The following is a 7,266-nucleotide window of genomic DNA, read 5'->3' on the forward strand; positions in this document are numbered from 1 at the left end:
ACGTGCAGGGGGCCGAACCACTTGTGCAGGTTGCGGATCCTTATGATGGGCTCCACCGCCCTCATTTTCGCACCCTCTGGAGGAGGTAGGTGAGGAGGAAGAGGCCGAGGCCGATGGCGTCCGTGAGAAGCCCCGGGACCACCAGGGTCAGGGCCGCTCCCAGGAGAAGGGCCCTCTCCAGGAGGTTCGTGGGCCTGTGCAGGAAGCCCACGAGGGCGGCGCTGAAGGCCGCCATGCCCAAAAGGGCGGTGAGGAAGACCCAAAGCCCCTCGCCCAAGGAGGCCACCCCCAGGAGGAGGAGTTTGGGGTTGAAGAAGAACATATAGGCGAGGAGGGCGGTCCTGAGCTCGTACACGAAGCCCTGGACCGCCGTCTTCCAGAAGTCGGAGCGGGCGATGGCGCTGGCGGCGTAGGCGGCCAGGGCCACGGGGGGCGTGGAGTCGGCCATGATGCCGAAGTAGAAGACGAACATGTGGGCCGCCACCGGGGGCACGGCGTACCCCGCCTTCTCCGCCAGGTTCAGGACCACCGGCACCACCAGGGAGGCCATGACTATGTAATTGGCCGTGGTGGGAAGGCCCATGCCGAGGAGGAGGCTCGTGAGCTGGGCGAGGAGGAGGACGAGGATCAGGTTCCCCCCGGAGAGCCTCTCCACGATGTCCGTGAGGCCAAAGCCGATGCCGGTCATGGTGACGATGCCCACGATCACGCCGGCCGCGGCCGTGGCCAGGGCGATGCCCACCATGCCCCTCGCCCCCGCCTCGAGGCCCTCTAGAAGAAGCCTTCCTCCCCTGAGGAGCCCGAGGCCCACCCCCGTCCCGCTCCTCCAGGCCCGCCAGGCCTCCTGGAAGAGGATGAGGAGGGCCATGAGGAAGACCGTGTTCAAGGCCGCCCGTTCCGGGGTGAGCCTAAGGGCCACCAGGGCGTAGATGAGGTAGGCGACGGGGAGGAGGTAGTGGGCCCCCGAGCGGAGGACGGGGGCAAGGGGAGGAAGCTCGGAGCGGGGCACGCCCTTGAGGCCCAGGCGCAGGGCCTCGAGGTGAACGGTGACGAACAGGGTGGCGTAGGCCAGGAGGGCGGGGAGGAGGGCGATGAAGATGAGCTGGCTGTAGGGGATGTTCAAGAGCTCGGCCATGATGAAGGCCGCGGCCCCCATCACCGGGGGCATGAGCTGGCCGTTGGAGGAGCTGGCCACCTCCACCGCCCCCGCCTTCTCCGGGGGGTAGCCCACCCGCTTCATCAGGGGGATGGTGAAGGTGCCCGTGGTGACCACGTTGGACACGGAGCTCCCCGAGACCACCCCCGTGAGGGCGCTGGCCACCACCGCCGCCTTGGCGGGCCCCCCGCGGAAGTGGCCGAGGAGGGCGTAGGCCACCTGGATGAAGAACTGCCCCGCCCCCGCCTTCTCCAGAAGGGCCCCGAAGAGGACGAAGAGGAAGACAAAGGTGGCCGAGACCCCCAAGGGCACGCCCCAGATCCCCTCGGCGGTGGTGTAGAGCTGGCCCATGAGCTGGCCCCACTGGCTTCCGGCGTGGAGCTGGAGCCAGGAGGGGAGCATGTAGGGGATGAGGCCCTTGGGCCCGGTGAGGGCGTAGAGGACGAAGGCGGAGGCGATGATGGGCAGGGCGGGCCCCACCACCCGCCAGGCGGCGAGGAAGAGCACCAGGAGGGTCAGGGTGCCCATGAAGACGTCCCACCCGCTCGGGATCCCGCCCCGGAGCTGGGTGATGCCGTAGTAGTCCCACACCACGTAAAGGGCCCCCGCCGCCCCCAGGAAGGCCAAAAGCCAGTCCAGAAGGGGAACGCGCTCCCTTGGCCCCCGCCTCGCCGGGTAGGCCAAGAAGGCCAGGGCCAGGGCAAAGGCCAGGTGGACCGCCCGCAGGCGGATGGGGTCCAGGGTGCCCATCTCCGTGGCCCAGAGCTGGAAGAGGCTCCAGGCCACCCCGAGGCCGAAGAGGAGGAAGCGGGGCCACCCCTTAGGGCGCCTTCCCCCGAGCTCCGACTCCTCCACGAGAAGCGCTGCGTCCTTGTCCATGCCTTTTTCTTACCGGAGGAAGGGCCCCCAACGGGGGCCCCTCCTTTTGGGCTAGGGGCCTACTTCAGGACCCCGGCCTCCCGGTAGAAGCGCTCCGCCCCGGGGTGGAGGGGGATGGGCAGGCCCCTCACCGCCTTCTGCAGGCTGAAGAAGCGCTCCAGGTTGGGGTGGATCTTCTTGAAGGCTTCCTGGTTGCCGAAGACCGCCTTCATGAACTTGTAGACCGTTTCCTCGGAGAGCTTCTCCGAGGCGAGGAGCATGGCCTGCACCGCCACGGTGGGCGTGGTGACGTCCACGCCCTTGTAGGTGCCCCCGGGGATGTTGAAGCCCACGTAGAAGGGGTACTTCTTGGCGATGGCTTGAATGCGATTCAGGTCCACGGCCACCAGGGCGATGGGGGTGGTGAGGGCGAGCTGCTGGATGGCCCCCGCCCCCAGGCCCACGGTGTAGAAGAGGGCGTCCGCCCGCTTGTCCTGCATGAGCTGGATGCCCTGGGTGGCGCTCACCCGGATGGCCTGGCCCAGGTCCTCGAAGCGGAGGCCATAGGCCTCGAGGATCTGCCGGGCGTTCTGCTCCGTGCCGGAGCCCACGTCCCCCACCACCACCCGCTTGCCCTTGAGGTCGGCCACGGTGCGGATGCCGGCGTCGGCCCGGGCCACGATGTGGACCACCTCGGGGTAAAGGGCGGCGAGGGCCCGGATGACCTTCACCGGCTTGCCGTCAAAGGCGGCGATGCAGCAGCCTTGGTAGGCGTAGTAAGCGATGTCGTTCTGGGCCAAGGCCATCTCAAACTCCCCGGCGGCGATGGCGTTGATGTTGGCCACGCTCCCGCCGGTGGAGCGGGCGTTGGCCCGGATGCCCACATTGGCGTCGTTCACCAGCTTGGCCATGCCCGTGGCCACGGGGAAGTAGACCCCGGTGGTGGAGCCGGAGCCGATGGTGAGGAACTCCTGGGCCATTCCCAGACCGAGGAGGGCTAGAACCGTCAACATTACCTTCTTCGTCTGCATAAAACCACCTCCTTGAGGCCGCGGTCAGTATACCCCGTAGGCCCATCCCCCGCAAGCCTTCTAGCGGCCCGCCACCTTGAGGCGGGCCTCGAGGCGGTTGGTGAAGAGGGTGAGCACCGTGGTGAGGAGGAGGTAAATGGCAGCCACCGCCAAATAGACCTCCACGGGCCGGAAGGTGGCCGAGATGATGCGCTGGCCCGAGAGGGCGAGCTCCGTGAGGGTGATGACGCTGGCCAAGGAGGAGTCCTTGAGGAGGGCCACCACGTTGTTGACCAGGGGGGGCACCACGATCCTCAGGGCCTGGGGCAGGACCACGAAGCGCATGACGTCCCCCGGGGAGAGCCCCAGGGACCAGGCCGCCTCCCACTGCCCCTTGGGGATGGCCTGGATCCCGGCCCGCACCACCTCGGCGTTGTAGGCCCCCACGTTGAAGGCCAGGGCGAGGAAGGCCGCCCAGTAGGGGGTGAGAACCTGCTGCGCCCCCGGCCAGAGGGGCTTTAGGAGGAGGGGCAGGGCGGTGTAGGCGAAGAGGATCTGGACGAGGAGGGGGGTTCCCCGGGTCACCCAGATGTAAAAGGTGGCGGGAAGCCGCACCCAGGCCCGGCCGGAGAGCCGGGCCATCCCGGCGAAGACGCCGATAATGAGCCCCGCCCCCCCGGAGAGGAGGGTGAGCTTGAGGGTGATCTCCGCCCCCTGGGCCATGGCCTGCCCCGCCGAGGCCGCCCGCTCGGGACCGAAGCCCGCCAGGAGAAAGTACCGCTCCAGGGCCAGGCCCAAAAGGGCGAAAAAGGCCACGTATCCCAGGACGAGAAGGGCGAGGAAGAGAAGGACGCGGGAAAAGAAACGCATCTTACCTCAAGGATAGGCCCCGGGGCCTCCGCGCCCCAGGGCCTAGGAAAGGGCTACCGGCAGCGCACGTCCTCGCCGAACCACTTCTTGGAAATCTGGGCGTAGGTGCCGTCCTTCATCAGGTCGGCCAGGGCCCTATTTAGGGCGTCCAGCACCCCCTTGTTCCCCTTGGCCACCGCCATGGCCACCCTTTCCTGGAAGAGAAGCTCCCCGAGCTGGAGGGTGTTCTCCAGCTTCCTCTCCTTGATGGCCTCCTTGGCCACGAAGCGGTCGGTGATCCAGGCGTCCAGACGGCCCGCGAGGAGGTCCTGGAGGGCGTCGGGGTCTTTCTGGTAGGTCCGCACCTGCTTGACCCCGGGAATCTTCTGGGCCGCCTCCATGTAGGTGGTGCCGATCTGCACCCCCACCACCTTGCCCCGAAGGTCCTTGGCGGTCCTGGGCCCGCCCTTCTTGCTCACAATGATGCCCCCCGTGCAGTAGTGGGGGTTGGTGAAGTCCACCGCCTTGGCCCGCTCCTCGGTGATGCCGTGGGAGGCGATGACGAAGTCAAAGCGCCCCTGGTTGAGCTGGATGAGGAGGCTGTCAAAGGACTGGGCGATCCAGACGGGTTTCAGGCCCAGCTTCTTGGCGAGGGCGTTGCCCAGGTCCACCTCAAAGCCCGTGAGCTGGTTCTTCGCGTCAAAGTAGTTGAAGGGAGGGAAGGCCCCTTCCGTGCCAATGCGGATCTCCCCGGAACGCTTGATCTCTTCAAGGCTCCGCACCTGGGCCAGGGCCAAGCCCAGGGCCAGCACTCCCAGCCAAAGCGCAAACCTTTTCATGCCCACCTCCTAACGGGGGTGATTATACACGCTTAGGCCCAGCGCACCCAGGTGACCCGTCCCGTGACCGGGTGCTTGAGGGCCAGGCGCATCCCGTAGGTGTAGCTTCCCGGGCGGGGAGGGCGGAAGCTCCCCTCGTACCCCCCGTGGGAAGGAGCCAGGGGGACCACCTCCAGCTCCCCCGTGCTCCGCTTGACCACCAGCTGGACCTCCAGGAAGGGCCTCAGGGCCTCGGGCACCTCCCCCTCTACCCGGGCCCGCACCCGGAGGGGCTCCCCGTTTAAGGTGAGGTGGCCCGGGGCCTCCACCCGAAGGCCCAAGGCGAAGAAGGCGGGTAGGGCCTGGTGGAGAGCTTCCAGGGTCTCGGCTGCCCCCAGGGCGCGCCGGGCCATCTCCGCCCCCCTTTGGTAAAGGGCCAGGTACTCCCCCACCATGCGGGCGGCGCTGAAGTAGGGCCCCACGGTGCGCAGGCTCTCGTGGATCATGGCCAGCCAGCTTGCGGAGTAGCCCTCGGGCCCCTTGGCGTAGAAGAGGGGGAGGACCTGGAACTCCAGGACATCGTAGAGGGCTTGGGCGTCGGCCATGTCCTGGGCCTCCTCGCTCTCGTAGACCCTGTCGTCCCCGATGGCGAACCCGTTTTTGCCGTTGAAGGCCTCCGCCCACCAGCCGTCTAAGACGCTCAGGTTGAGGGCCCCGTTGAGGGCCGCCTTCATGCCGCTGGTGCCGCTGGCCTCCATGGGGCGGCGGGGGGTGTTGAGCCAGACGTCGGAGCCTTGGACCAGGAGGCGGGCCAGGTACATGTCGTAGTCCTCCACCACCACCATGCGGTCCTCGAGGCCGAGCTCCCGGATGCGGCCGATAAGCTCCTGCAGGTAGGCCTTGCCGGGCTCGTCCTTGGGGTGGGCCTTCCCGGCGAAGACGAACTGCACGGGATAGGGCCCCCGGAGGATCTTGGCCAGGCGCTCGGGATCCTTGAAGAGGAGGGTGGCCCGCTTGTAGGTGGCGAAGCGGCGGGCGAAGCCGATGGTGAGGGCCTCGGGGTCCAAAAGGCGCTCGGCCTCCCGTAGGCGGCCTGGGCTTTCCCCGTTGCGGCGGCGCTCTTCGTAGACCCGTTGCCGCACCTCGCGGATGAGCTCGGCGCGAAGCTCCTTGTGGATGCGCCAGAACTCCTCCCCCAGGCCCTCCACCTTCCAGGTGGCGGGATCCTCGGGGCGCTTCTGCCACTCGGGGCCGAAGACCTCGGCGTAGTGGCGGCGAAGCCTCGGGTGGAGGAAGGTCCAGGTGTGAACCCCGTTGGTGACGTGGCCGATGGGCACCTCCTCCGGGAGGAGGTCCGGCCAGAGGTGGTGGAACATCCGGCGGGAGACCTCCCCGTGGAGGCGGCTCACCCCGTTGGCCTGGGCGCTGGTCTTGAGGGCCAGGTTGGACATGGAGAAGACCCTGCCCCAGGGCTTTTCCTCGAGGCCCAAGGCCAAAACCCCCTCCCGGTCCGTCCCCAGTTTTTCCCAAAAATGGCCCAGGTACTGGTCCAGAAGCTCCAGGGGAAAGGCGTCGTGCCCGGCGGGCACCGGGGTGTGGGTGGTGAAGAGGGCCCCGGCCCGGACCAGCTCCAGGGCCAGGGGGAAGGGGTGGCCTTCCGCCACCAGCTCCCGAAGGCGCTCTAAGCCCAAAAAGGCCGAGTGCCCCTCGTTCATGTGGAAGACCTCGGGGGCGAGGCCCAAAGCCCTAAGCAGCCGCATCCCCCCGATGCCGAGGATCATCTCCTGCTTGAGGCGCATCTCCAGCCCCGGGGCGTAGAGCCTGGCGGTGATGGCCCGGTCCTCGGGGGCGTTTTCCGGGAGGTCGGCGGTGAGGAGGTAGACCGGCACCGCCCCCACCTGCACCCGGTAGGCCCCAAGCCACACCGTGCGCCCGGGGAACTCCACCCCCACCCTGAGGGGCTTTCCTTCCCGGTCCTGTACCGGCAGAAGGGGGAGCTCCTCGGGGTGAAGAGGCTCGTAGACCTCCACCTGGGCGCCCTCCTTGGAAAGCCGCTGGTGGAAGTAGCCCTCGTGGTAAAAGATCCCCACCCCCACCAGGTTGAGGCCGAGGTCGCTCGCCGCCTTCACGTGGTCCCCGGCCAGCACCCCAAGCCCCCCGGCGTAGATGGGCAGGGAGCTGTGAAAACCGTACTCGGCGGAAAAATAGGCGGTAAGGGGGCCCTTCTTCTGCTTCCGCTCCTCCATATAGGCCCTTAGGGCCTGCAACACCCCCTGGACCCGGGCCGGGTAGCCGGTGCCGAGAAGCCCCTCCAGACGGGCCGGGTCCACCTCCAGGAGGAGCTTCACGGGGTTGCCCCGGAAGCGCTTCCAAAGCGCCGGGTCCACCTCCTGGAAAAGCTCCGCCGCCTCCTTGTTCCAGCTCCACCAAAGGTTGTAGGCGAGCTCCCTCAGGCCCTGGAGGGGCTCGGGGAGCTCGGGCATGGCGGTGATGTGCCCTAGGGTCCTCACGAGGGAGGATTATAACCCAAGTTGCTACCCAGCCATTTTCTGGGCCATGAGGCCCAGGTTGTGGG

At 67.8% G+C, this 7,266-nt stretch carries 5 protein-coding genes; all 5 read right to left on the reverse strand.

Features of this window, described 5'->3' with window-relative positions:
- Nucleotides 1–61: 61 nt before the first annotated feature.
- Genes ABJK26_RS03395 through glgP form a run of 5 tightly spaced genes read right to left on the reverse strand, consistent with a single transcriptional unit; the run spans nt 62 to nt 7,201 of the window.
- Nucleotides 62–2,035, reverse strand: coding sequence for a TRAP transporter permease (locus ABJK26_RS03395; RefSeq protein ID WP_347240822.1), 1,974 nt, complete (start codon nt 2,033–2,035; stop codon nt 62–64).
- 59 nt (nt 2,036–2,094) lie between these two features.
- Nucleotides 2,095–3,045 (reverse strand): TAXI family TRAP transporter solute-binding subunit, encoded by a 951-nt coding sequence (locus ABJK26_RS03400; protein WP_347240823.1) that lies wholly within the window; start codon nt 3,043–3,045, stop codon nt 2,095–2,097.
- Nucleotides 3,046–3,105: 60 nt separating this feature from the next.
- Nucleotides 3,106–3,894, reverse strand: coding sequence for an amino acid ABC transporter permease (locus ABJK26_RS03405; protein WP_347240824.1), 789 nt, complete (start codon nt 3,892–3,894; stop codon nt 3,106–3,108).
- A 53-nt stretch (nt 3,895–3,947) separates the two neighbouring features.
- Nucleotides 3,948–4,712: an ABC transporter substrate-binding protein gene (locus tag ABJK26_RS03410; protein ID WP_347240825.1), complete on the reverse strand. Its 765-nt coding sequence runs from the start codon at nt 4,710–4,712 to the stop codon at nt 3,948–3,950.
- 32 nt (nt 4,713–4,744) lie between these two features.
- A complete protein-coding gene (gene glgP, locus ABJK26_RS03415; RefSeq protein ID WP_347240826.1) occupies nt 4,745–7,201 on the reverse strand; it encodes an alpha-glucan family phosphorylase in 2,457 nt (818 codons plus the stop codon).
- Between the last annotated feature and the right edge of the window lie 65 nt (nt 7,202–7,266).

The sequence above is a fragment of the Thermus sp. genome (assembly GCF_039793865.1).
Taxonomy (GTDB): domain Bacteria; phylum Deinococcota; class Deinococci; order Deinococcales; family Thermaceae; genus Thermus.

Coding starts and splice junctions, on each gene's coding strand:
- ABJK26_RS03395 (WP_347240822.1), bottom strand. CDS start 2,035: ATGGACAAGGACGCAGCGCTTCTCGTGGAGGAGTCGGAGCTCGGGGGA.
- ABJK26_RS03400 (WP_347240823.1), bottom strand. CDS start 3,045: ATGCAGACGAAGAAGGTAATGTTGACGGTTCTAGCCCTCCTCGGTCTG.
- ABJK26_RS03405 (WP_347240824.1), bottom strand. CDS start 3,894: ATGCGTTTCTTTTCCCGCGTCCTTCTCTTCCTCGCCCTTCTCGTCCTG.
- ABJK26_RS03410 (WP_347240825.1), bottom strand. CDS start 4,712: ATGAAAAGGTTTGCGCTTTGGCTGGGAGTGCTGGCCCTGGGCTTGGCC.